A 24,050-nucleotide genomic window follows, 5' to 3' on the forward strand; every position below is an offset into this window, starting at 1 on the left:
TACGCGCTACCAGCGGAACTCGGTGCGGGCGGCCTCCGCCGCGACCAGGGTCCGCAGTTCGCGGGCCGTGCCGACGGGCAGGTAGGGGATCTCCACCTTGTGCGAGGCCGCGCCCGCCCCGGCCGTGTCCACCCTGAGGAGGCGCGGGGGATCGACGGCTACGTGGCGCTGGGCCGAGAGGGCAAGGCGTCGGCGGGGATCGATCCGGAGTCGTGCCCGGCGAAGGCGCGCATGGCGGAGAAGCTGGCGGCTCCGGCGGGCCGGGCCGTATACGCGAAGCGCAAGTGGATCGCGGAGGCGCCCATCGGCTGGATCAAGGAGGCGATGGGGTTCCGGCGGTTCAGCCTCCGGGGCCTGGAGAGCGTGCGGGGCGAGTGGGACCTCGTGTGCCTGGCGCTCAACCTGCGGCGGATGCACGTCCTGCTGGCGGCGTGAGGGGCGAAATCTTCGCGCCGGGAGCTCTCCGGGACCCGAAACGCGCCTGGATCCCCGCCGAAACGGCGGCCGGAGGGCGGCCTCACCGCCGCGACGGTGCTCCGCGGCCGAAACCGGGCACCCTCGTCTCCCCGCGATACATCTTCGCCGGGCTCGTTAGCCCGTCGCCCCGTTCCTACCGCGCACGCTCCTAGCAGTCCGTGGTAAAAGTCGGGATGTTCCGCGCCGGCATTGATGGTTAGATTGTGGCCGGGACAGGAGTGGCCAGTCAGTCGGAGGTGGGCGATGGCGATGGGGCGGCGGAGGGGCGGGCGGCAGAAGGCGCTGTTCGTGGCTGCGGCGGGGATCCGGGCTCCGGGGCACCCGTTCTACCGGGCGCTGGACGGGATGCTGGCGGAGGCGGGCTTCGACGGGTTGTGCGAGGAGACGTGCGCGGCGTACTACGCGGAGCGGCTGGGCCGTCCGAGCGTGGCGCCGGGGGTGTACTTCCGGATGCTTGTGGTGGGGTATCTGGAGGGGATCGGATCTGAGCGGGGGATCGCGTGGCGGTGCGCGGAGTCTCTGTCGCTGCGGGAGTTCCTTGGCTACGAGCTGGACGAGAACCCGCCGGACCACTCGACGGTGTCGCGGACGCGGCGGCGCCTGTCGGCGGAGGCGCACGAGGCAGTGTTCGCCCGGGTGCTGGAGCTCCTGGAGGAGAGCGGGCTGTTGAGCGGCAAGACGCTGGGGATCGACTCGACGACGCTGGAGGGGAACGCGGCGATGCGGTCGATCGTGCGGCGGGACACGGGGGAGGGATACCAGCTGTTCCTGGAGGGTCTGGCGGAGGCGTCGGGGATCGAGACGCCGACGAGGGCGGACCTGGCGAAGCTGGACCGGAAGCGGCCGAGGAAGGGGAGCAACGAGGACTGGGAGCACCCGCACGACCCGGACGCGCGGATCACGAAGATGAAGGACGGGCGGACGCGCATGGGCCATAAGCTGGAGCATGCGGTGGACATGAGCTCGGGGGCGGTGTGCGGGCTGACGGTGCAGCCGACGACGGGTGGCGACTGCGCCTCGCTGCCGAAGACGCTGGGGGAGGCGCGCGGGCAGCTGGAGCGGGTGGGGGCGGAGGTTCGGGAGCTGGTGTGCGACAAGGGCTACCACTCGAACGCGACGATGAAGCGCCTGGCGGGGCTCGGAGTGCGGAGCTACGTGAGCGAGCCGAACCGGGGTCGTCGGAGCTGGAAGCGGGACCGGGCCGCGCAGAAGCCCACCTACGCCAACCGGCGCCGGATCCGAGGCGCTCGTGGCAAGCGCCTGCTGAGGGCGCGGGGCGAGAAGCTGGAGCGCGCCTTCGCCCACATGCTCACCACCGGCGGCATGCGCCGGACGCACCTGCGCGGGCACGAGAACATCCGCAAGCGGATGCTGGTGCACGCGACCGGGTTCAACCTCGGGCTCCTGATGCGGCACCGGTACGGCTACGGCACGCCGAGGAGTCTTCAGGGCAGACGTGCGTCCACGCTTCAAACGGGAGGCCTCCGGGTCGCTTTTTCGGCCCTTTTCCGGCCGAAATCGCGCGTTTTCGGCCACCCGGGACCCGTCGAGGCCCGGATATCACTCCGACGACGCCCCGGCCGCGTCGGCGCAACAGTCCGCCGACACTTTGCCGAGGTCATATTCCGTGGCCCGCAGCGCGCTTTTGCCACGGCCTGCTAGACGGCGCTGTCGTTCGTCTCCCGCGCCGCTTCGAGGGCGTCCGCCGGGCTGGCGAGGGGTGGCTCCGCCCGCGTATCGACGGCCGCAGTCGAGCGCGAGCGCACCCGGCGGGTCGCGCGCATCCGCGCGGCAACCGCAATCCAGACCGCCGGCAGGCTGGACATCGCGCCTCTTTCCGACCTGTCCGTGCTGAACTTGACTCCGTTGCCATGGAGCTGCGGCGGCAATTACGCTCAGGCTTAAGAAGCAGTCTCCACGCCTCAGGAGGTAGTGATGATCCGTTTCCGAGCATCCCTTCGGGCGTCGATAGTGCTGGGCGCAGGTGCCTGGGCTTCCGGCTGCGGCGACGACACGACTGGGCCGCCCCCTCCCGAGCCTTCCCAACCGGCTGCAATCACGGTGTCCCCGGCCACGGCCGAACTGGCGGCGTTGGACGCGACCGTGCAGTTGAGCGCCCAGGTCCGCGACCAGCACGGCCAGCCGATGGCCGGTGCCGCGGTGACCTGGGTGAGCGGCGACACCGGGGTGGCGACGGTGGACGGGACCGGACTGGTCACCGCGAAGGGCAACGGAACCGCCACGATCAACGCAACCGCGGGGACGGCGTCGGGGAGTGCAGCCATGACCGTGGTACAGAGGGTGGTGGCGGTCGACGTGTTGCCCGCCATCGATAGTGTGTCGGTGGGCGATACAGTCCGCCTCTCTGCGCAGGCGACGGACGGCAACGGCTATGCGGTGGCGGGCGCCGAGTTCAACTGGGCGTCGAGCGACGACTCGGTCGCGACGGTGGACGCAGCGGGTCTTGTGCGGGGGGTCGGCGAGGGTGCAGTAGCGATCACCGCAATGGCGGGCAGTGTGCAGGCGACGATGGAGTTCATGGTGTTCCACCCGGACCGGCCCGCACTGGTGGCCCTCTACGAAGCCACGAGTGGTGCGGGTTGGATAGCCAACGACGGTTGGCTGTCGGAACGGCCGATCAAGGAATGGCACGGCGTGACGATAGGGTCGAGCGGCCGTGTCACCGGGCTGACGCTCTCCGCGAGCAACCTGGTGGGCTCGGTTCCGCCGGAGCTCGGCGACTTGTCATCCTTGGAGATTCTGGACCTGGAGCGCAACCAGTTGTCGGGGCCGATTCCCCGCGAATTGGCCAGGCTGCGAGGCCTCAGGACGTTGATCCTGGGCGTCAATGATCTGAATGGCCAGATTCCGGCGGAGCTGGGCAACCTGGTCAATCTGGAGGTCCTGCGGCTTCGCCGTAACGATCTGACGGGGCCGATCCCTGCCGAACTGAGCAAGTTGCACAACCTCATAAGGCTGGGCCTCGATCGAAACTCGCTCACGGGGCGATTGCCCCTCAGTTTCCTGCGGCTCGACCAACTTCGGCTTCTGCACTTCGCGGACAATGAGACCCTCTGTGTCTCCGGGTCGGCGGGTTTTGCGCTGTGGCTCGCGCAGCTTGACCTCTATGTGGGGCCGCTGTGCAACGAAGGCGACAAAGAGGCACTCGTGTCGCTGTACGAGGCCACCGGGGGGCGAAACTGGACGCGCGCTGACGGCTGGCTTGGTGATGGCGTTTTGGACGAATGGCATGGTGTGGACACCGATTCGCTCGGGCGGGTCACGGCGCTCGATCTGTCCGGCAACGGACTCAAGGGCAGTGTTCTGGAGTCACTGGCACAACTCACCGGCGTGATGTCTCTGCGGATAAGCGGAAACGTCGGCCTGACCGGTCCGCTGCCGGTGTCGCTTTCCACGCTCTCGCTGCAAGAGTTTCGCTACCACGATACGGAGCTGTGCATTCCCCTCAACCGGGCCTTTGGCGAATGGCTCGCTTCCATCCCATCTCACGAAGGTACGGACGCGACGTGTGCCCCGCTCTCCGACCGGGAAGTCCTCAAGCACCTGTACGAGGTCACCGGCGGCACTGCCTGGACCAACGACGCCGGGTGGCTGTCCGGCCGACCCCTCGGCGAGTGGCATGGAGTGACGACGAACGAGGATGGCCGAGTGGTCCGGTTGTCCCTGCAACAGAACAACCTGGCGGGTCCGATCCCGTCCGAGCTGGCCAACCTCTCCGAACTCTCGGATCTCAACCTCAGCTGGAACCGACTGACGAGCCCGATCCCGGCGGAGTTGGCCGGCCTGTCGCGGCTGGTACGGTTGATCCTTGGCCGAAACGACCTTGCAGGCCCGATCCCGGCGGGGCTGGGCAATCTGTCCCGTTTGGCGGTCCTGTATCTTGACGGGAATGGGCTGACGGGACAGATCCCGGCTGAACTGGGCAACCTGTCCAACCTGGTATTGCTGGACATCGGTGAGAATGAGCTGTCGGGTCCGATTCCGCCAGAGTTGTCCGAACTGTCCGAGTTGGCTTACCTGTACCTTGGCACGAACCGGCTGACGGGACAGATCCCGGCTGGGCTGGGCAGCCTGTCCAGGCTGAGGGAACTGAACCTCGCCTGGAACCGGCTGACGGGGCCGATCCCGGCTGAGCTGGGCAGCCTGTCCGGGCTGGTACAGTTGGTCCTCGGCCAGAACGACCTCACGGGGCCGATTCCGGCTGCACTGGGACGCGTGTCGAGCCTGGCGGCTCTGTACCTCGATGGCAATGACCTGATGGGGCCGATTCCCCCCGAGCTGGGTAGCCTGTCCAGCCTGTTCATAGTGAACCTCAGCGAGAACGGCCTTACGGGACCGATCCCGACCGATTTGGGCAACCTGTCGGGACTGTCCACGATGAACCTCAGCGGGAACGACCTTGCGGGACCGATCCCGACCGAGATAGGCAATCTCTCCAACCTGACCCGGCTGGAACTCTTTGGAAATGGGCTCTCCGGACGGATCCCGCCCGAACTGGCCGGCCTGTCCAGCCTGGTCCGGCTGCGACTCGATGGGAACGAGCTTTCGGGACCGATTCCTGCCGAACTTGTCAATCTGTCCCGATTGAGGTTTCTGTGGCTCATGGAGAACCAGCTATCGGGAACCCTGCCGCCCGAATTGGGAGGTATGACAAGCCTGAGGCGGCTCAACCTGGCCAACAACTCCGCGATGTACGGGGCGCTCCCCGCGAGCCTGACTGCACTCCCGCCGCTGACCGAGCTGATCGTGACCGGCACCGATCTTTGCGCGTCCGCGGATGCCGGCTTCCAGAGTTGGCTGTCGGGGGTTAAGCATGCGCGGGTGGGGCCTTGCGGGGCGGACACCGGTTCGCGGGCGTACTTGACCCAGGCCGTGCAGTCACTCGCGTTCCCGGTTCCCCTGGTCGCCGACAAGGCGGCGCTGCTGCGGGTGTTCGTGACGGCTTCGCGCGCTACGAGTGCTCGCATTCCGAGGGTGCGGGCGACCTTCCATGTCGACGGCGAAAAAGTGTACGTGGCCGACATTCCTGGCTCGGAGACCCCAATCCCCATCGAAGTTCAAGAGGCTGAGAGTGATCTCCGGAAGTCGGCGAACAGGTGGATTCCGGGATCCGTGATACAGCCGGGACTGGAGATGGTGATCGAGATCGATCCCGATGGCGTGCTGCCCCCCGGAACAGGTATAACGAAGCGGATTCCCGAGAACGGCCGCGCATCGGTACTCGTGGAAACCGTGCCCGCGATGGATCTCACGGTCGTCCCGTTCCTGTTTGCGCCGGCCCCCGATTCCACGATCGTGGAAATCGCCTTGGGAATGGCCGCTGAACAGCAGACACACGAAATGCTATGGGATTCGCATACGCTGCTGCCGATTTCCGATTTCGACGTGAAGGCTCATGAACCCGTATTGACCTCAACGAACGACGTGGTTGACCTGCTTCTTGAGACCGCCTTGATTCGACACCTGGAACGCGGCAACGGCTATTACATGGGCATCATGGAGGTGCGGGTTGTCGGGGGGGAATCAGGGGTCGCGTACACGCCCGGCAAGGTTGGCTTCTCGGCGGCTGAGCCGCTCGTACTGGCTCACGAACTGGGACACAACCTCAATCTTCTTCACGCGCCGTGCGGGGGTGCCGGTGGCCCGGACCCTGCGTTCCCCCAGGCGAATGGGTCGATCGGTGTCTGGGGATACGACCCCCGCGACGGTGGTGCGCTTGTACCGCCACATGTTCGGGACATGATGTCCAGTTGCGGTCCCCCGTATTGGGTGAGCGACTATGGTTTCACCAGAGCTCTGGCCCATCGGCTTGCAAACCCGGCAAATGCCCCCGGGCTCGCCCAAGCGCTCACCGATGCGCCCACGCGGACGATCCTCCTCTGGGGCGGCGCCGACGAGCAGGACAATCCGTTTCTCGAACCCGCCTTCCTGGTGGATGCCCCGCCCAGCGTTCCCCGGTCCCCCGGCGAATACGAGCTTGCCGGGCGAACGGCGAGCGGCGACAAGCTGTTTTCGCTGAGTTTCGACATGATGGAAATGGCCGACGCCGACGGAAGGGCATCGTTTGTCTTCGCGCTGCCTGTGCGGACCGAGTGGACTGACGCGCTCGAAAGCATCACCCTCTCCGGGCCGGAGGGATCGACGACGATGGATCTGGCGACCGACCAGCCCATGGCCATCCTGCGCGATCCCGACAGCCGTCAAGTGAGGGGAATCCTGCGCGACACGTCCGCGGTGAAACTGACACAGACGGCCGCGCAGGTTGTCGGTCTGACCGAGGGTGTGGAGGTGCTCTTCAGCCGCGGGATGCCGGATGCAGCGGCGTGGCGGCGTTATCAACGATATCGCCCCCGATTTCGACGCCGAGACCACCGCCGGGCCGATTCACTTCCACGAATGGATCGGTGACGGATGGGCTGTCCTGTTCTCTCACCCGAAGGACTTCACCCCCGTGTGCACCACCGAACTCGGCACGGTGGCCGGACTCAGGGGTGAATTCGAGCGGCGCAACTGCAAGGTGCTCGGGATCAGCGTGGACGGAGTGAGCGATCACCGGGCCTGGTCGCGGGACATCGAGGCGTCCCAGGGCCACGCGCTCAACTACCCGCTGGTCGGAGACCCCGAGCTCAAGGTCGTGAAGCTCTATGACATGCGTCCGGCCGGCGCGGGCGACACCAGCGAGGGCCGCACCCCGATGGACAACGCCACCGCGCGTTCCGTCTTCCTGATTGGGCCGGACAAGCGGATCAAGACCACCCTGACCTACCCGATGAGCACCGGGCGAAACTTCGCCGAGATCCTCCGGCTGCTCGACTCGATCCAGCTGACGGCCCGGGAGCAGGTGGCCACGCCCGCCGACTGGCAGCAGGGCGACAACGTGATCATCCTGCCGGCGGTGTCCGACGAGGCCGCACGGGAGAAGTACCCGGACGGCTGGGAGCAGCCGCTGCCGCATATCAGGATCGTGCCGCAGCCGGAGTAGCGGAGGCGGGCGACTAGCTCCGCCGCCTGCGCGGCGCCTGGGTGGCCCCCAATGGGGAGCAACCCTAACGTTACGGCGGGAGGTCACAGATTCGTATCCTTCTGCGACCGTTGGAGTTGCTGGCTTGGCGGTCTGGACTCTCGCCAATTGACTCCCGCTAATGGGATCAGGTGCGAATGGTGCGACGGCTCGCGAGCGCCTTCCTGAGTCGGTCCTCGTCGGCCCTCTGGTAGCACTGAAGCACCGTCTTGGCCGTCTTCCAGCCGCCAAGCTCGCAGAGCACCTTGAGGGGCTGGTCCATCAGGTCGGACGCGAACTTCCGCCTCAGGGAGTGCCAGCCTCTACCGTGCTGGGGTTCCAGCCCCGCGAGCTTCTGGGCCCGATTCCACCAATAGCGGACGAGCGTTCGTCCCGCGCACCTCGAAGCTCGACGAAGAGTTCTCCTGGCGCGTCGAGGCCATCCGGGCGGGGCCCGGCGGTCGCTGACCGGGACCGCGCGGGGGCCGGGGCTCGCGCCCCCGGCGCCCCTCTATTCACTACCAGCGGAACTCGGTCCGAGCGGCCTCCGCTGCGACGAGGGTCCGCAGTTCGCGGGCCGTGCCGACGGGCAGGTACGGAATCTCCACCTTGTGCGAGGCCGCGCCGGCTCCGGCCGTGTCCACCTTGAGCCGCGCCATCCCGCGGAGTCGGTCGAAGGGCGTCGCGCGCAGGGCCACCACCTGGATCTTCGCGAAGCGGGCGATCGTGGTGCGGCGCCACAGCCAGCCGCTCCGGAACCAGACCATGTCGTCCCGGAGCGCCCAGCCGAGGTGGTCCACGTACTTCCGGGCGTACAGGGCGGCCCATGCGAGAAAAGCGGCGTGGATCGCCACGCCCCAGGCATCGAAGAAGAAATAGGACGGGATCGCAACCAGCGTCGCGACGAAGGCCGCTTCCTTCGCGACGCGCCGGAAGGCGCCCGGCGAGACGGGCTCCCAGCGCGGTTCCTCGGTCCCGAGTTCGGGCATGACCTCGCGCAGGAAACTCCAAAGGCGATCTCGCCGGAGGATCGGTGCGAGCCGCTGTCGGTTCGGGTCCTGCTCGCCGGCCTGCTTGCCGCCCGCTGTCTGCACGCCCACGGCGACGCGACGCACCCAGCGGTGGAGCGGCCCCTCGTGGATCGTGACCGTCTGGACCCGGCGCAGGGGGATCGTCGCCGCCACCCGCGTGAGCATGCCGAACGTGGTTCGCAGCCCTTCCTCGGAGCGCACGACGCGATAGTCTTGGAGCCGGACGAGCGCCCACGCCATCGACAGCAGCCGTGCGAACAGCAGGAGGCCGATGACCAGAGCGACCGCCGCACCGACCGCGGCGACGACCCCCGCGCCCGTGACGTCCGCCGCAAAGCCCTCGATCAGGCGGGGCACCGCGGACTCGTCATCCACCAACGGTTCCGTCAGCCTGTCGAACAGCCCGGTCTCCCACGCGACGCCGAACGCCGCCGCGATGAGAATCATGCCCCGGTTCTGGATCAAGCCGTGGAGAATCAGTTCCCGCGGCGGGAGGTGCAGCAGCGTGCGCGCTTCCTTACCGCTGGCGGGTACCGGGTCGACCGCCGCCTCCGGACCAACGGCGGCCTCCGTCGGGGACGGCTCCGGTTTGTCGCCGACAGCCCTTTCCCTCCCGTCGAGAACGCGCTGCCGGAGTACATCGAGGGCCGGCAGGGGCAGCACCGTCATCGTCGCCTCCGGCTCGTCGCCCCCGCCCGTCTGGATCTTCACCTCGACGACGTCCAGCAGGCGGTGGAGGACGCCCTGCACCGCGTCGAGATTCTGGATCCGGGCGTACGGCACGTGGCGCTCGCGCCGGAAGAACAGACCGCTGCGGATGACGAGTTCCGTGGCCTCGTAGCGATAGCGGAACGTGAAGTAGCGGACGGCCGACGCCACGGCGAAGGGCACGAGACCCACAAGGAAGACGGTTCGCATCCCGATGCCGCCCACGAAACGGGCCGACGCGGCGCCGAAGATCAGCGGGAGGATGGCGCGCCGGATCTGGCCCCAGAGCAGGAACCCGATCGACAGCGGATGAAGCCGGTGTTCGGACGGGTCCGGCGGCTGCGCCGATGACCTCGTCTCAGACGGCATCGGCGCCCTCGAGGGGCAGGAGGTGATCCCGGATCTCGAGCGCCGTCCCGTGGGCCAGTCCGTCGAGCGACACCTTGGCGTAGCCGGTGCCGGCGGTGTAGATGCCGAGCGTCCCGAGCCCGTAGCGCCGCTCGAGCGGCCCCTGCGATACGTCGGTGTGCTGTACCCGGGAGCGCGGCACGCTGATCGCCTTACGCCACACGACCCCCGTCCGGATCTCGATGCCGTCCGGGTTCACGGTGTAGGAGGCGTGGCGGTGGTGGAGAACCGGCCATTTGTGTAGCCACCAGCCGAGCGTGCTCGTGACGACGGTCCACCCGCCCGCGATTAACGCCACCACGCCCGGCGGTAGGCCGATCGCTACCCACAAGACGCCGACAACCGCGGCCAGCGGCAGCGAGACGCAGCCCGTGACGATGCGGCCGACGACGCGGTGCAGGGGAATCGCCCGCGGATCGAGCGAGCGCCGCACCCCGTCCGCGATCCCGACGGACGCGGGCTCGGGGGTCGTTAGCAGCGAGTTCTCGGACGGCGGGCGATGCGTCGACTCGTTCATGGCCCCAAGTTACGGGTTTCGTGCGTTGTCCGTGTCGGAGATTCGGGGCAGCGGGAACTACGGCGGCTCGAAAGGAGGGTGCGGTGAGTTCCGCGGCGTCACGCAGCGACGATCAGCTTCTGGCGGAGTGCGCCGTCGAGACGTTCCGGGCCGGCGGGCCGGGCGGGCAGCATCAGAACAAGACCGAGTCGGCCGTCCGGCTCACGCACCAGCCGACCGGCATCGTCGTAATCGCACGCGAATCACGGAGCCAGCACCGCAACCGGCAGCGCGCCCTCGCTCGCCTCCGCGCCGCTCTCGAGGAGCGCGAGCGCACACCGCCGCCCCGCCGACCGACCAAGCCCTCCCGGGCCGCCCACAGGGAGCGCCTCGAAGAGAAACGGCGCCGCTCCCTCACGAAGAGGCAGCGGCGCCGTCCAGAGTCCGACGATTAACCGCCGGGGCGTCAGGTCGTCGTCGTGACGGCCCGCCTCGCGGGACGGTTGTCGTACTTCTCCCACAGCCGGCGGTGCTTGTTGTCCAGGTCGGACGGCACGCCCTTGATGAACACCCATTCGATCGCGGTGGTGATCTCGAGCGGGTCCCCGTCGGTCACGATCAGGTTGCCGACCTTGCCGACCTCGAGCGACCCCAGCCGGTCGTCGACGCCCAGCACCCGCGCCGGCGCCAGCGTCACCGCTTCCAGCGCCGCGTCCTGCGGGAGTCCCCACGACACGGAGTTCGCGGCCTCGTAGGGGAGCGTCCGCGAGTCGGCCGAGTTGAAGGTCGCGAAGGCGATCTCGACACCCGCATCGTGGAGCACGCCGGGCAGCGTATTCGGATCGTCGTACCCTGTGTCCTCACCCTGGGGCAGCCGCTGCACCGGGCCCAGGATCACCGGGATGTTCTTCTCGGCCAGCATGCCCGCGATCTCGCGCGCCCCGTTCCCGCCCGCGATGGCGATGTCCAGGTTCCACTTCTCCGCGAACTCGATCGCCGACTCCATCTCCCGCCAGCCGTTCGCCCGCACGATGACCTTCATCCCGCGGTCGAGGACGCGCGAGAGGTGCTCGAGCTGGATGTTGCGCTCCACGCGGTCCGAGCCGGACTCCACGGCTTGCTTGTAGTGCTGCGCGGCGGCGAACCACGAGTCCATCTCGGCGACTTCCTCGTCAAAGCGCTCCTGCGCCTGGCGGAAGGAGCGCCCTCCCCCACCGCCGCCGAAGCCCCCGAACCGGCCCCCGCCGGCGGAGAGCGTGGGCCACCCGATGACCATGGCCGCGGTCTTCTCGATCTCCATCTCCTCGACCGTCCAGCCGTCCAGATGGATGAGCGTCGCCTGCCCCTGGATGCCGGAGCCTCCGCCGCCGAAGCCACGACCACCGCCGCCCGGCGCGGCCATCGTGTGCGTGATCCCGTTCGCGCGCGCGACCGGGATGTGTTCGCTGGCCGGGTGGATCGCTGTATGCGCGTTGAGATGCGGGTTCCAGCGGCCCAGTTCGCTCGCGTCGTTCGTCACCGCGACGGCCCCGACTTCGGTGAGCCCCAGCGAGCTGAAGGCGTCGATCATCCCCGGATAGACGTGCTTCCCTTCCCCGTCGATGATCTCGGCGTCGGCCGGAATCTCGACATCGCGCCCGACCGCGATGATCTGGCCGCCCCTGAGCACGATCGTCCCGTTCTCGATCGCGCCGTTCGCCACCGTGTGGATGGTGGCGCCGCGCACCGCGAACGTCCCGCCTTCCTGCGCGGCGGCACGCTCCGGCGTAACGATCGAAGTCACGATCGAGAGTGTGCCGACCGCCGCCACAGCCCCGACGATATTCCTGAATCTGGTCATCGTCCGCCTCCTGACGCCCCGCCCCGGCCGCGATTGCCCCGGGAGTCCCCGGAGTCGTCGGCCTCGCCGAGCATCGCTCTCAGTCGTTCCTTTTCGGCTTCCATTTCGGCGCGCATCGCCATGTCCTCGTCGATATCGAACACGACTTCGCCGTCGACATACGTCGTGCGAACCTTCGCGTAGGAGGAGAGTGGATAGTTCTCCCACAGGACGACGTCCGCGTCCTTCCCCTCCTCGAGCGACCCCACCCGGTCGTCGATCATGAGTTGAATCGCCGGGTTGATCGTCACGAGCGCCAGCGCCTCGACCTCGCTCAGGCCGCCCCACTTCATCGTCTTGGCGGCTTCCTGATTGAGGTGCCGTCCCTCTTCTCCGCTGTCGGAGTTGATGGAGACGACGACCCCGCGCCGGGTCATGATCGCCGCGTTGTAGGGAATCGCCTCGTAGGCCTCCATCTTGTAGGCCCACCAGTCCGAGAAGGTGGAGGCGTGGGCCCCGTGCTCCGCCATCTCGTCGGCGACGCGGTAGCCTTCGAGCACATGCTGGAAGGTGTGGATGCGGAAGTCGAACTCCTCCGCCACCCGCATGAGCTGCAGGATCTCGTCCGCGCGGTAGCTATGCGCGTGGACGTAGCGCGTACCCTCGAGGATCTCGACCAGCGGATCCATCGTCAGGTTCCGGCGCGGCGGGATCGCGTTCCGGTCGCCGTCGGCCACCCGCGCGCGATGCGCGTCCCACTCCGCCTTGTACTCGGTGGCCTCGATGAAGGCCTGCCGGATCACGTCCATCACCCCCATGCGCGAGGCGGGATAGCGCGACTCCTGCCCGGGAATCGTGGCACTGCCGGCCCGCTTCGGGTTCTCGCCGAGCGCGAACTTGATCGTCGGCGGAGCACCCTGGAACAGGAGGCCCTGCGCGTTCGCACCCCAGCGGTGCTTGATGACGGCGTTGTTCCCGCCGATCGGGTTCGCGCTTCCGTGCATGACGTGCGACGTCGTCGTGCCGCCCGCCGCCTCGCGATAGATCGCGATATCCGTCGGGTCGATCACGTCGTGGATCGAGACCATGGAGGAGACGGAGACCGCCCCTTCGTTGATCGCGTCCGCCGCGATGTGAGAGTGGGCGTCGATGATCCCGGGCGTCACGAACTTGCCCGTCCCGTCGATCACGACCGCGTCGGAGGGCGCCTCCACCTCGGAGGAAGGCCCTACGGCGACGATCCGCCCGTTCTGGAAGAGCACGGCGCCGTCCTCGATCTTCCCGGCTTCCGCCGCGGTGAGGACGGTCGCACCCGTGATGAGGATCGGCTGATCCTGCGCGGCGGCCCCGCCCGGAACCCCGAGCACGAGACCGAGCGCCATCCAGCCGGCGCCGATTCGCTTGATGCTGTGTCTCATCGGACACCTCCCCCGGGCCGCGTGCCCGTGAAGTCCATGTTGAACCTGCCCTCGACCGAGGCGTTGCCTTCGATGGAATCGCCCTCGACGGTGCCGGTGTAGACGATCTCGACCTCGCGGCCGGGCGCCATCGAGCCGGTCACGGTGATGCTGAACTCGTTGCCGCTCACCCAGCCGTCGACGATCTGCTGCTCACCGCGCTCGCCCTGGATCACGCCGCTGATCGTGCCGTCCTCGGAAACCTCGAGTTCGGCCGTCGCTTCCTGTGAATCGTTGTTTAGGGAGAGGATCCAGGTGCCGTTCATGTCGACCGACGGCGCCTCCGTGGGCCGCGGCTCGGGCGCCTCTTCCTCGAACCTGTGGCCGTCGACGAAGACCATCCGGATCTCGGTGTCCTCGTCGAACAGCGGCCCATCGGTGACGACGAGGTTCGCGATCTTGCCGGCCTCGACGGAGCCCAGCATCGCGTCCACGCCGTAGATGCGGGCTGGGGCGCCGGTCAGCCCGTCGAGCGCGGCCTCTTCGGAGAGCCCGTTCTCGATCGCGGTCCGTACGTTCTCCATCAGCGCGCGGGGGCTGCCCGCCGAGCCGCTGTAGAACGCCCATTCCGCGCCCGCTTCCTCGAGCCGGGCCGGCGTGGTCGGCGCGTAGGCCCGCCGCTGCAGCGACGAGAGCGACTCCTCGGCCTCCGGATCCACGTCGCGGTTCCGCTCCGGCCAGTCCGCATTGACGAGGACCGGGACCCCGGCGGCGGCGATCTCGTCGGCCAGTTCGTAGGCTTCGTGACCGCCGGCGAGGACCGGCCGGGCACCCGTGTCGCGCCCGAGCTTGATCGCCCGGCGGATCTCACGCACCTCGTTCGCCGGCATGACGGTCGGCCAGCCCCCCGCGATCGCCGCCTGCACCGGGCCGAGCGCCCGGTCGTAGGTGGGCCGCGGCTGCCCGCTCGGGTTCGCCATGTAGCGCGCCTCGTACTGCCGGCTGTGCTCCGCATCCAGGTAGAGCTGCCGGATATACGAGATGACGCCCATCAGCGAGCCGGGGAAGTTCCGGAAGCCGCCCGCGCCGCTCATCGTCACGCGGAGGGCGGCGGGCGCCTTCACGACCATCTCCTGCGCGCCGCCCGCGAGGTTCACGACGGCGCCCTGCCCCGTGACGATGCCGTCGTCCGGTGCCACCAGAGCGTTCGTGAATCCGGCGCTGCGCCAGGTCGCGATCGCGTCGGAGTCGGCATCCAGCATGTCCGCCGCGTTGAGCCAGGAGTTCGTCGCAGGACGGTCCTCGGGTCTCACGGTGCGGGGCTGGTTCGCTTGCCCTACGAGCACGGCGAAGGGGTTGCCACCCCCGCCTCCACCGCCCCCGCCTCCGTTGCCTCCCCGGGAGGCCATCCCGACCTGCGAAAGGCCGTCGAACAGGCCGGGGTAGACCGTCAGGCCCGAGGCGTCGATGACCCAGGCGTCGCCGGGGACATCGACATCGGCGCCGACAGCCTCGATCAGGCCGTTGGCGACGACGACGGTTCCGTTCTCGATTACAACGCCGGTGCCGGTCACGATGCGCGCGTTCTGGAGGGCGAAGAACGGGGGAGGGACCGGGGTCTGGCTCGGCATGTACTGCGCGGCTGAGGGCGCCGGGGCGGCGAGCCCGAACAGCGGCGCGAGGAGCAGACCCGGGACCACCCCGCTCGCCAGCCGGCGCGCGAGTGCGGTTCGGTTCATGAGAGGTACTTCCTTCCGAGTGAGTCCATCACGGTGCAACGATCCCTGCGCATCTCTTTAGGACACGCGGGCGTGAATCTCCGTTCAGTCTCCCCCGGGGTCAACGGCGCGACCGCTCGACCCGGCAAGGGGGCGGACTCCGAATCCACTTCCTGTTATGTCCCCTATTCCGGGGATGGCACGACCGATTCGGCGATGCGACCGTTGTCAACTAGGGCTTGCTGGTTCACCGGCGGCACACATCGCCCATCCGACAACACCAATTCAGGTCCAAGGAGGGACAAGCATGGCACGCCTGCCCACGCTCTGCCTCGTCGCGGCGGCGACCACCGCCTGCGGTACGCTTTTCAATTCCAAGATCAAGACCATCGACATGACTTCCAGCCCGACCCAGGCCGAGGTATGGATCGACGGGAACATGCGCGGCATGACGCCCCTGTCTCTGGAACTGGACAACCAGACCTCCCATACGGTGATCTTCAGAAGGGAAGGCCACTCGGATGTCGTCTGCGAACTCAGTTCCAACACCGGAGCCGGATGGATCATACTCGATGTCCTGAGTGGATTGCTCCCGATCATCGTTGACGCTGTGACGGGTGACTGGAACGGGATCGGTCAGGACGCGTGCAACGTGACGCTGCCGACCGCGCCTGGAGGTGCCGCACCCGCGGCGGCTCTGACGAAGCTGGCCAGAGAGAACGGGTGGGTCATGTTGCCAGTGAGCTTGCCCGGGGAGTCCCTCGAGGCGAAGACCGCCGCGCACGCGACGGGGGGGCGACCATGAAGGGGTCTCGAACGGTGCTTATCCTGGCGGTCGGTTTGATCGCCGGTCCCCGGCCCCTGTTCCCCCAGGACGTGGGCGACCGCGTCCGCGTGACGACCGGCGGCGGCATGGTGGCAGGCCGGATCGTGGGGGTCAGCGGCGATGGATTCGAGCTGGGCCTGAGCGGAGGCGGATCGGGATCGTTCACCCGTGCCGACATCGTCCGTCTTGAACGGAGTCTTGGCACCAGTTCGGCCTGGAAGCGCGGCCTCCTGTACGGCGGCGCGGGCGGAGCGCTCGTGGGGTTTACGATCGCGAATACGCTGATAACCGCGACCTGCGACGTGGTGACGCTCGGGACGGCTACGGAGGAATGCTCGGAAGAGGGGTTCGGCGTAGCCCTGGCCAACGGCGCGATCTGGGGCGCACTCGGGGGCCTGCTGGGTCTGGGGGTCGGCGCGTTGATGCGAGGACCTGAACGATGGGAAGACATCGCTCTTGGCGGCATGGAGGCGACGTTCAGTCCGATCTTCGACCTGCGGTTGGAACGGGGTCGCCCCGCGGCAGTCCTAGGGGCGCGTCTCCGGTTGTGACCGAGGGGCTCCGGCAACCGGGCCACCGTCCCGGCCGGAGCAGCCTCTTTGGAATGCCGTTTCTCGACTCACGGGAAGAACCGGAAGAAAGGAATTCCAGCCAATGCGCAAGATCATCGTGTCATTCCTCCCGCTGCTGGTCGCCGCTCCGCTGATGGGGCAAACCATGGTAGGGGTCCGAGCCGGGTTGAACCGGTCTACGATCTCCGCCGAGGGTGCTTCGAACCAGGACGCCCGCATGGGTATGGTCGTCGGGGTCGATGCGGCCCTTCCCCTTGCCGGCGCGATCGAGCTTCGCGTCGGGGGAGCTTATGCGCAGAAGGGTTCCGGCGCATCGGAGGAAGGTTTCGGGGCGTTCAGTCTCGAGATGGATTACTTCCAGTTGTCGACCTTGGCGAGAATCGGAACGCCGCGAGCGGGCGGACTATCGGTCGGCGTGCTGCTGGGCCCGTGGGCGGCATTCAACCTTTCCTGCAACGCGAGCGCCAATGTCGATCTTGGTGAACTCGGCTCGGTAAGTGATTCCGTGTCGTGTGGGGACGACGTGAAGGGGACGGACTTCGGAATAGCGGCCGGCGCCGGCGCGGAAGTGGCCGTTTCCGAAGGCCTCAGACTGGGGCTTGATGTGGTGTACTCGATGGGACTCGCAAACCTCGATGATGCGCCGGGCAGCGGCAAGAATCGGAGTCTCGCGATTCAGGCCGGGGTCATGATCCCGTTCGGAGGCTGACCAGGACGAGAAAATGACCCAGGGCGAAGGTCACGACCAGGAAACGGAGTTTCAACCATGCGCAGAATCATCTCGCCACTCCTCGCTCGGCTGAGTCTCGTTATCTTGCTGACCGCCATGACCTTGGCAGCATGGTGCCAGGATTGTAACGACTTCACGTTCTAGGGATAGGTCATTCGAGATTTCCAGGACCCGGTGGTCACTCGCTGTCATCGCACTGGTGGATGGTCGCGTGGGTACGGCCTGCAGCGACGGGGCGGTCCGGCCGTCACCCGAGCCCAGGAACCAGGCGCCGGTGTCGGCCGGCACGATCCCGGCCTAGACGACCGTGACGATCGGCCAGACACCCAGTGTGGACGTGGCCGCGTACTTCCGCGATCCAGACGGTGACGCGCTGGCCTACTCGGCGGCCGCCCCGAGCGCGCCCGGGGCCGACTCGCCAGCGTGATCGCAATGGACCTCGACACCGCTGGCCGCGCGAATGCCCACAGGTGGGACGTCCGCCGTGGCGCCTCCTGGGGCATGGCCGCGATCCTCGTGGCCTGGGCCGCCGCCTGCGGCGAAGGCGGTGGTGGCGGCCCGGTCGTACCCGACCCGCCGACCCCGCCGACCCGGAACCAGGCTCCGGAGGCGGTGGGCTCGATCCCGCCGGTGGGGCTGGCAGCGGGAGATGACGCGACGTTCGAGGTGTCGTCCTACTTCAACGATCCGGACGGCGATGCACTCTCCTACGCGGCGGAGAGTTCGGACGTCGCGGTGGCCACGGCGTCGGTGTCGGGTTCGACGGTGACGATCACGGCCGTGGCCCCGGGCACGGCAACAGTGACGGTGACGGCGCGCGACCCGGCTGGACTGTCCGCCACGCAGAACGCGGCCGTGACGGTGGAGCGGGCCAACCGGGCTCCGGAGGCAGTGCGCTCGATCCCGCCGGTGGGGCTGGCGGCGGGAGATGACGCGACATTCGAGGTGTCGTCCTACTTCAACGATCCGGACGGCGATGCTCTCTCCTACGCGGCGGAAAGTTCGGACGTCGCGGTAGCGTCGGTATCCGTATCGGGCGCTGCGCTGACGATCACGGGTGTGGCCCCGGGCACGGCAACAGTGACGGTGACGGCGCGCGACCCGGAGGGCCTTTCCGCGTCCCAGAACGTCGATGTCACGGTTTCGGACGGATCGAACCGGGCGCCGGAAGGGACGCTGCCGTTCCTCGACGTGACGCTCCCCGCGGGCGTGACGATCACCTTCAACGTGTTGTCCTACTTCTCCGATCCGGACGGCGACCGGCTCACCTACTCGAGTCGGACGTCGAATCCGGACGTGACCACTGTCGCCGTGTCGGGCAGCGCCCTCTCCCTCACGGGCGTGTCCGAGGGGCACGCAACGGTGGACCTGACCGCGCGAGATCCCGGCAACCTCCCGGCGACGCTTTCCTTCGGCGTTAATGTGGCGAAAGGTCCTCCCGCGGCCGTCGGCGATATCCCCGAAGACACCCTCGAGGTGGGGGGGACGGCCACCGTGGACCTCTCCGGGTACTTCACCGATCCGGACGGGGATGCGCTGGCCTACACGGCGACGGCCTTCTTCGAACGCATCGCGCGAGTCTCGGTATCCGGGAGCACGATGACCGTCGAAGGGGTCGCGGAGGGGAGCACATCCATCACGGCCACCGCGAGCGATCCGGATGGCAACGAGGCCATACAACAGACTCGCGTGACGGTCCGCCTGCCCAACCAGCCTCCGGAGCCGCAGGGCACGATTCCCGACCTGACGGTCAGTGCGGACAGGACGAGGAGCGTCTATCTGGGCTTCTATTTCGACGACCGGGACGCCCTGACCTACGCGGCGGAAACCTCGGACGCGGGAGTCGCGACGGTCACCGTTTCCGGGAGCCGCGCAACCGTGGCGGGGATCGCCCGCGGCTCGGCGGAAATCACCGTGACGGCACGGGATCCGGGAGGCCTCGAGGCCAGCCAGCGATTCTCGGTGAGCGTGCCGAACAACGCCCCTCGGGAGACGGCGACCGTTCCGGGAGACACCCTGAACGTCGGCGAGACGGCCACCGTGGAGCTGTCGGATCATTTCGCGGACCCGGACGGTGACGCGCTCGTCTACACGGCCGAGCCGTTCTTCGAGCATGTGGCCACGGCCACCGTATCGGGCAGCGTCCTCACGATCGAGGGGGTGAGCGACGGAAGCACCTCCGTGACGATCACGGCGCGCGATCCGGAGGGCCTCGAAGTGACGCAGAGGCCCCGGATCAGGGTGCGTCAGCCCAACCGTCCTCCCGCGGTCGCCGACGCCATCCCCGACGTGACGGTGGGCGGGGGGCGCACGTCTCGCGTGTCCATGTTCCGTCACTTTGACGACCCCGATCGAGACCGGCTCACCTACACCGCGGTGACGTCGGATGAGGCGGTTGCCACCGTGACCACATCCAGCAGCAGTGTAACGGTCGAGGGCGTCGCTCGGGGGACCGCGGAAATCACCGTCACGGCCCGGGATCCCGGGGGGCTGGAGGCCCAGCAGTCCTTCACGGTCACGGTCCCCAACAGCGCCCCGGAGGCGGTTGGCGACGTCCCCCACGACACCGTCGATGTGGGCGAGACGACCACCGTCGAACTCTCCGGTTACTTCACCGACCCGGATGGCGACCCGCTCACCTACACGGCGGTACCGTTCTGGGAGGATCGGGTCCGCGTCACCGTTTCGGGCAGCGTCTTGACGCTCGAGGGACTGGAAGGCGGGCGTACCTCGATCACCGTCACGGCGCGCGATCCAGACGGTCTGGAGGACTCCCAGCGGACTTACCTGACCGTCATCCAGCCCAACCGGCCGCCGGAGGCCACGGGGACGATCCCCGATGAGGAAGTGGATCTGGGTGACACCGAGAGAGTCTCCCTGGCGTTCTATTTCGACGACCCCGACCGGGACAACCTGACCTACTTGGCGGAGACATCGAACCCGGCGGTGGCGACCGTGTCCACATCGGGGCGGAGCGTGGAGGTCACGGGGGTCGCCAGGGGAACGGCCCGGATCACGGTCGTGGCCCGCGATCCGGGCGGGCTCGAGGCCCGGCAGTCGTTCGGCGTGACGGTGCCCAACAGCGGCCCCGATGAGACGGGCACCATTCCCGATCACACGCTGAACGTCGGGGAAACGTTCTCCGTCGATCTGCACCCCTACTTCACGGACGCGGACGGGGACCCGCTGACGTACACGGCGGACGTCTTCTTCGACCACGTGGCCTCGGCCACTATATCGGGCACCGTCATGACGGTCGAGGGACTGGCGGACGGGCGCACGTCCATCACCGTCACGGCCCGCGATCCGGAGGGCGGGGAAGCCCGGCAGCGCACCCGCGCTGAGGTCATCCAGCCCAATCGGCCGCCCGAGTCGACGGATGTGATTCCCGACCAGACGCTCGAGCCGGGCGAGAACTACTGGTTCCTGGCGTTCAGCTATTTCGGCGACCCGGACAGGGATCGACTGACCTACGGGGCCGAGACCTCCAATGCGGGGGTGGCCACCGTCACCGTTTCCGGCAGCAGGGTAACGATCGAGGCCGTGGCCGAGGGCACGGCGACGGTCACCGTGAGCGCGAGCGACCCCGACGGCTTGACGGCCGAGCAGGGCGTCGGCGTGACGGTACAGTCGGAGCAGGGTAACCAGGCCCCGACGTCCGTGGGGACGATCGGGGCTCAGACGATCGAGGCCGGGAACTCGGTCACGGTGGACGTGTCTTCCAATTTCAGCGACCCGGAAGGGGACCGGCTGAGCTACACCGCCACGACCTCGAATGCGTCGGTGGCCACGGCCTCCGCGGCGGACAGCAGAGTGACGGTTGCGGCCGTGGCCGGAGGAACAGCCACGATCACGGTGACCGCGCGGGATCCGGGCGGCCTGTCGGCAAGGCAGAGGATTTCCGTGACCGTCCCCAACCGTGCGCCCACGGGTCGTTCCATTCCTGCGCAAGTCGTCGCTTCGATGGGCACGGCAAACGTTGACCTGTCGTCCTACTTCACGGATCCGGACCGTGACCGGCTGACCTACCGGGGTTCGTCCAGCGCCACGGGCGTGGCGATGGCGAGCGTGGTGGGCCAGACGCTGACGATCCGACCGGTGGCACCGGGCGCCACCACGCTCACCGTGACCGCCCGCGATCAGGGTGGCCTCACGGCCTCGCAGGATGTCGCGGTCACCGTGCAGCCGCGCGCAAACCGTTCGCCTTCGGGGGTCGCGATTCCGGCGCAGACGGTGACCGAAGGGGCGTCGGTCACACTGGACCTGTCCTCCTACTTCTCCGACCCGGACGGAGATCCACTGATGTACTGGGGATCTTCGGACAGCGACGGCGTGGCGACGGCCGGCGTGATCGGCAACACGCTGACCATCCGGGCCGTGGCGTCCGGAACCGCGACGGTGACGGCAACGGCAACGGATCCGGGCGGTCTGGCGGCCACGCAGCGGATCGCCGTGGGCGTCGCGCGTCCCGACAACCAGCCGCCGGAGCCGACGGGCACGATCCCCGACGCGACGCTGAACGCGGACGAGTCCGTCACGGTACAGTTGTCCTCCTACTTCAACGACCCGGACGCGGACGCGCTGACGTACGGAGCCACGGTGTCGCAGACCGGGGTCGCCACCGCGTCCGTGTCCGGAAGCAGCGTGACGGTCACGGGCATGGCACGGGGAACCGCAACCGTGACGACCACGGCCCGCGATGTCGGCGGGCTCGACGCCACCCAGGCGTTCGACGTGACAGTGAGTAACAGCGCGCCGGAGGAGATGGGGACGGTTCCCGCCACGACGATTGCCGCCAACACATCGGCCACCATCGATGCCTCCTCCTATTTCCGGGACCGCGACGGAGACCAGCTGTCCTACACGGCGGAGACATCGGCTGCCGGCGTGGCAACCGCCGCCGTGTCGGGCAGCACGGTGACGATATCGGGTGTGGCGCCCGGTACCGCCGTCGTGACGGTCACGGCCCGCGATCCCGGCGGCCTCGAGGCCCGACAGCAGGCCAGCGTGACCGTGCGGACGACCAACCGGGGGCCGCAGGCGGTCGGCACCATTTCGACGCAAACCCTGGAAGCGGGAAGCTCGGGCTCGGTCGACGTGGCTGCCTACTTCAGCGACCCGGACGACGACGCGCTGACGTACGCGGCGACGACCTCGGGCGCGGCGGTCGCAACCGCTTCGGTCTCGGGCAGCGTGGTCACGCTCTCCGCCGTGAGCGCGGGCATGGCGACCGTGACCGTGACCGCGAGCGACCCCAGCGGCGCGTCCGTGACCCAAGGGGTCCGCGTCGAGGTCGAACGTGGCAACGGCCCTCCCGAAACCAGCGGTACCATCCCCGCCCAGTCGGTCGAGGCCGGCGACGCCGTCACGTTCGACGTGTCGCCCTACTTCAGCGACCCGGACGGCGATGCGCTGACCTACGCCGCGTCGAGTTCGAACTCCGGCGTAGCCACGGCCTCGCGCGTCGACAGTGAGGTGACCATTTCCGGGCGGGCTCCGGGAACGGCGACCGTGACCGTGACCGCGAGCGACGCGGACGGCACCTCCGCGGTGCAGGAGATCGCGGTGACCGTGACGGGTCGACAAGACAACCGGCCTCCGGAGCCTCGGGGTGACATCCCGTCCTTGTTCGTCACGGCGGGCGAGTCAGGCGAGGTCGACATGTCCTCGTACTTCAGCGATCCGGATGGAGACGCATTGACCTACAATGCCGCAACGTCGGCAGCCGGCGTCGTCGCCGCCTCCGTGTCGGACGGCACGCTGACCCTCACGGCGGGGACCCGGGGGACGGCGACGGTCACGGTGACCTCCGGGGACCCCGGCGGGCTGGAAGCCGAGTCGTCCTTCTCGGTGGCCGTCATGGAGGCGGATATCGGGTCGTACAACATCGATCTGATCTCCATCACCCCGATGACCGAGTCCCAGGCGGCGGCATATCGAAACGCAGCCGAGAAATGGATGCGGGTCCTCGCGGGCACGGAACTTCCGGACATGCCGGTTGGAGCCGAGATTCCCGTTGGGTGCTGGGACGATGTTTCCGACCGGCGTGTCGACAGCGTTGACGACCTCCTCCTGGTCGTCGCAGTCGGTGCGTTCGAGAGTCCCACGACCATTGCGGCCGCGGGCTCCTGCCGCTGGCGTGCCGATTCGCTGCTTCCCTGGATGGGAAGCGTCAAGTTCAACGAACGCTATCTGACCGAAATCGAAGCCGACGGCGGGCTCGAGGAGGTCGTCCTCCACGAAATGGGTCACACCCTGGGGATCAGTCGCTTCTACTGGCGTCGATTCGATCTACTCGCCAATCCAACTCTGTCGTGGTTCATATTCACCTGGATACACGACCCGGGTGAAGACGCGCATTTCACCGGCCCACTCGCCGCCGCAGCTTTCGACGATGCGGGGGGAACGAACTACACGGACGGCGACAAGGTGCCGCTCGAGAACTGCAAGGGGTCGGGATCGGGCGATTCCCACTGGAGAGAACTCTACTGGAGCGAAGAAGTAGGGGACAGCAACTGCCGTGAAGGAGAAATCCTGCTCGGTGGAGAACTCATGTCGCCGACATACAACAGAGGCGTGCGCGCCCGCCTCAGCAACATCACGATCCAGACCCTGGCCGACATGGGCTACACGGTCGACGCCTCGGAGGCCGAGTCATACAGCCTGCCGGAGCCGGGGGCCGAGCGAGCCGATCCCGAGGGCATGCTCGATTACGGCGACGACGTGTTCAAAGGGCCGATTACCCTGCACGACCGCAACGGGCGCCCCGTCCGCGTGATCCCGAACCGGTACTAGTCGAACTGGGTGACGTTCTTCATTCGCGCCATCCGGGCGCGTAAACCTCCCA

General features: G+C 68.0%; 16 protein-coding genes and 1 pseudogene. 9 read left to right on the forward strand and 8 right to left on the reverse strand.

Annotation, left to right across the window (positions count from 1 at the left end; genetic code table 11):
• Positions 1-6: 6 nt before the first annotated feature.
• Positions 7-132 carry a hypothetical protein gene (locus tag ACOOHF_RS15800; protein ID WP_420464408.1) on the reverse strand — a complete coding sequence of 42 codons (126 nt, stop codon included), beginning with the start codon at positions 130-132 and terminating at the stop codon, positions 7-9.
• A gap of 18 nt (positions 133-150) precedes the next feature.
• Between ACOOHF_RS15800 and ACOOHF_RS15805 the strand changes: the two are divergent.
• A pseudogene (locus tag ACOOHF_RS15805) lies at positions 151-435 on the forward strand (transposase); the annotation flags it as partial.
• Between the two features lie 285 nt (positions 436-720).
• The gene (locus tag ACOOHF_RS15810; RefSeq protein WP_420462397.1) at positions 721-2,139 is read left to right on the forward strand and encodes a transposase; all 1,419 of its coding nucleotides are present in this window, start codon (positions 721-723) and stop codon (positions 2,137-2,139) included.
• Here the strand turns inward: ACOOHF_RS15810 and ACOOHF_RS15815 are convergent.
• Positions 2,136-2,303, reverse strand: a complete 168-nt coding sequence (locus ACOOHF_RS15815; RefSeq protein WP_420462398.1) for a hypothetical protein — start codon at positions 2,301-2,303, stop codon at positions 2,136-2,138. The two genes, ACOOHF_RS15810 and ACOOHF_RS15815, sit on opposite strands and share 4 nt — an antisense overlap.
• 109 nt (positions 2,304-2,412) lie before the next feature.
• Here ACOOHF_RS15815 and ACOOHF_RS15820 point away from each other — a divergent pair, with 109 nt between their 5' ends.
• Together ACOOHF_RS15820 and ACOOHF_RS15825 are read left to right on the forward strand one after the other, a co-directional pair.
• Positions 2,413-6,906, forward strand: coding sequence for a leucine-rich repeat domain-containing protein (locus tag ACOOHF_RS15820; RefSeq protein WP_420462399.1), 4,494 nt, complete (start codon positions 2,413-2,415; stop codon positions 6,904-6,906).
• A complete protein-coding gene (locus ACOOHF_RS15825; protein ID WP_420462400.1) occupies positions 6,812-7,480 on the forward strand; it encodes a peroxiredoxin in 669 nt (222 codons plus the stop codon). Before ACOOHF_RS15820 ends, ACOOHF_RS15825 begins: the two co-directional genes overlap by 95 nt.
• Before the next feature lie 166 nt (positions 7,481-7,646).
• On the opposite strand, the gene ACOOHF_RS15830 is transcribed toward ACOOHF_RS15825, so the two are convergent.
• The 3 genes from ACOOHF_RS15830 to ACOOHF_RS15840 form a co-directional block, all read right to left on the reverse strand.
• Positions 7,647-7,781, reverse strand: coding sequence for a hypothetical protein (locus ACOOHF_RS15830; RefSeq protein WP_420462401.1), 135 nt, complete (start codon positions 7,779-7,781; stop codon positions 7,647-7,649).
• 235 nt (positions 7,782-8,016) lie between these two features.
• Positions 8,017-9,606, reverse strand: coding sequence for a PH domain-containing protein (locus ACOOHF_RS15835; RefSeq protein WP_420462402.1), 1,590 nt, complete (start codon positions 9,604-9,606; stop codon positions 8,017-8,019).
• A complete protein-coding gene (locus ACOOHF_RS15840; RefSeq protein WP_420462403.1) occupies positions 9,596-10,162 on the reverse strand; it encodes a PH domain-containing protein in 567 nt (188 codons plus the stop codon). The genes ACOOHF_RS15835 and ACOOHF_RS15840 overlap by 11 nt, the downstream gene beginning before the upstream one ends.
• 83 nt (positions 10,163-10,245) lie before the next feature.
• On the opposite strand from ACOOHF_RS15840, the gene ACOOHF_RS15845 reads away from it, so the two are divergent.
• Positions 10,246-10,596: a peptide chain release factor-like protein gene (locus ACOOHF_RS15845; protein ID WP_420462404.1), complete on the forward strand. Its 351-nt coding sequence runs from the start codon at positions 10,246-10,248 to the stop codon at positions 10,594-10,596.
• An 11-nt stretch (positions 10,597-10,607) separates the two neighbouring features.
• Here ACOOHF_RS15845 and ACOOHF_RS15850 read toward each other — a convergent pair whose 3' ends face one another.
• From ACOOHF_RS15850 to ACOOHF_RS15860, 3 genes are read right to left on the reverse strand one after another with little or no spacing between them, the layout of a single operon-like run.
• The gene (locus tag ACOOHF_RS15850) at positions 10,608-11,981 is read right to left on the reverse strand and encodes an amidohydrolase family protein (RefSeq protein ID WP_420462405.1); all 1,374 of its coding nucleotides are present in this window, start codon (positions 11,979-11,981) and stop codon (positions 10,608-10,610) included.
• Positions 11,978-13,378, reverse strand: a complete 1,401-nt coding sequence (locus tag ACOOHF_RS15855) for an amidohydrolase family protein (protein ID WP_420462406.1) — start codon at positions 13,376-13,378, stop codon at positions 11,978-11,980. The genes ACOOHF_RS15850 and ACOOHF_RS15855 overlap by 4 nt, the downstream gene beginning before the upstream one ends.
• On the reverse strand, positions 13,375-15,096 hold the full coding sequence (locus tag ACOOHF_RS15860) for an amidohydrolase family protein (RefSeq protein WP_420462407.1): 1,722 nt from the start codon (positions 15,094-15,096) through the stop codon (positions 13,375-13,377). Before ACOOHF_RS15860 ends, ACOOHF_RS15855 begins: the two co-directional genes overlap by 4 nt.
• Before the next feature lie 286 nt (positions 15,097-15,382).
• Between ACOOHF_RS15860 and ACOOHF_RS15865 the strand changes: the two genes are divergently transcribed.
• The 4 genes from ACOOHF_RS15865 to ACOOHF_RS15880 all read left to right on the forward strand — a co-directional run bounded on the left by ACOOHF_RS15865 (position 15,383) and on the right by ACOOHF_RS15880 (position 23,998).
• A complete protein-coding gene (locus tag ACOOHF_RS15865; RefSeq protein ID WP_420462408.1) occupies positions 15,383-15,880 on the forward strand; it encodes a PEGA domain-containing protein in 498 nt (165 codons plus the stop codon).
• Positions 15,877-16,452, forward strand: coding sequence for a hypothetical protein (locus ACOOHF_RS15870; protein WP_419935793.1), 576 nt, complete (start codon positions 15,877-15,879; stop codon positions 16,450-16,452). The genes ACOOHF_RS15865 and ACOOHF_RS15870 overlap by 4 nt, the downstream gene beginning before the upstream one ends.
• Positions 16,453-16,555: 103 nt before the next feature.
• Positions 16,556-17,182, forward strand: coding sequence for an outer membrane beta-barrel protein (locus ACOOHF_RS15875; RefSeq protein WP_420462409.1), 627 nt, complete (start codon positions 16,556-16,558; stop codon positions 17,180-17,182).
• A gap of 453 nt (positions 17,183-17,635) precedes the next feature.
• Positions 17,636-23,998: an Ig-like domain-containing protein gene (locus ACOOHF_RS15880; RefSeq protein WP_420464386.1), complete on the forward strand. Its 6,363-nt coding sequence runs from the start codon at positions 17,636-17,638 to the stop codon at positions 23,996-23,998.
• The last annotated feature ends 52 nt before the right edge of the window (positions 23,999-24,050 follow it).

It is taken from the genome of Candidatus Palauibacter sp., from assembly GCF_965216145.1.
Classification (GTDB): domain Bacteria; phylum Gemmatimonadota; class Gemmatimonadetes; order Palauibacterales; family Palauibacteraceae; genus Palauibacter.

Coding starts and splice junctions, on each gene's coding strand:
- ACOOHF_RS15860 (WP_420462407.1), bottom strand. CDS start 15,096: ATGAACCGAACCGCACTCGCGCGCCGGCTGGCGAGCGGGGTGGTCCCG.
- ACOOHF_RS15815 (WP_420462398.1), bottom strand. CDS start 2,303: ATGTCCAGCCTGCCGGCGGTCTGGATTGCGGTTGCCGCGCGGATGCGC.
- ACOOHF_RS15825 (WP_420462400.1), top strand. CDS start 6,812: ATGCAGCGGCGTGGCGGCGTTATCAACGATATCGCCCCCGATTTCGAC.
- ACOOHF_RS15830 (WP_420462401.1), bottom strand. CDS start 7,781: ATGGACCAGCCCCTCAAGGTGCTCTGCGAGCTTGGCGGCTGGAAGACG.
- ACOOHF_RS15855 (WP_420462406.1), bottom strand. CDS start 13,378: ATGAGACACAGCATCAAGCGAATCGGCGCCGGCTGGATGGCGCTCGGT.
- ACOOHF_RS15870 (WP_419935793.1), top strand. CDS start 15,877: ATGAAGGGGTCTCGAACGGTGCTTATCCTGGCGGTCGGTTTGATCGCC.
- ACOOHF_RS15840 (WP_420462403.1), bottom strand. CDS start 10,162: ATGAACGAGTCGACGCATCGCCCGCCGTCCGAGAACTCGCTGCTAACG.
- ACOOHF_RS15880 (WP_420464386.1), top strand. CDS start 17,636: ATGGACCTCGACACCGCTGGCCGCGCGAATGCCCACAGGTGGGACGTC.
- ACOOHF_RS15820 (WP_420462399.1), top strand. CDS start 2,413: ATGATCCGTTTCCGAGCATCCCTTCGGGCGTCGATAGTGCTGGGCGCA.
- ACOOHF_RS15810 (WP_420462397.1), top strand. CDS start 721: ATGGCGATGGGGCGGCGGAGGGGCGGGCGGCAGAAGGCGCTGTTCGTG.
- ACOOHF_RS15875 (WP_420462409.1), top strand. CDS start 16,556: ATGCGCAAGATCATCGTGTCATTCCTCCCGCTGCTGGTCGCCGCTCCG.
- ACOOHF_RS15850 (WP_420462405.1), bottom strand. CDS start 11,981: ATGACCAGATTCAGGAATATCGTCGGGGCTGTGGCGGCGGTCGGCACA.
- ACOOHF_RS15865 (WP_420462408.1), top strand. CDS start 15,383: ATGGCACGCCTGCCCACGCTCTGCCTCGTCGCGGCGGCGACCACCGCC.
- ACOOHF_RS15835 (WP_420462402.1), bottom strand. CDS start 9,606: ATGCCGTCTGAGACGAGGTCATCGGCGCAGCCGCCGGACCCGTCCGAA.